This window comes from Streptomyces sp. BE303 (assembly GCF_036290945.1).
In the GTDB taxonomy this organism is placed as follows: domain Bacteria; phylum Actinomycetota; class Actinomycetes; order Streptomycetales; family Streptomycetaceae; genus Kitasatospora.
On sequence record NZ_JAQYWZ010000322.1, the window covers coordinates 1 to 346 of the forward strand.

The 346-nt window shown below is 73.4% G+C and carries 1 pseudogene; it reads right to left on the reverse strand.

Features of this window, described 5'->3' with window-relative positions:
- Nucleotides 1-346, reverse strand: a pseudogene (locus PUR56_RS03940) (hypothetical protein); the annotation flags it as partial.

A 346-nucleotide genomic window follows, 5' to 3' on the forward strand; every position in this document is an offset into this window, starting at 1 on the left:
GGCGGCCACGGCCGGCGCTTGGGCGCGGGTCTCCAGCCAGTACCGCTGGTGCTGGAAGGCGTAGGTCGGCAGCTCGGCCGGTCGGACGCCCGTGAACAGCGGCGACCAGTCGACCGGGACGCCGTTGACGTGCAGGGTCGAGAGCGCCGTGAGCACGTTGGTGACTTCGTCACGGTCGCGGCGCAGCAGCGGCGCCGTGACGGCGACGGGCTGCTGGACGAGCGCGGACAGCACGCCGTCCGGGCCGAGTTCGACGAACCTGGTGACGCCGTCGAGGGCCGCGAGGGCGTCGGCGAAGCGGACCGGCTTGCGGACCTGGTCGACCCAGTACTCCGGGTCCGACCAC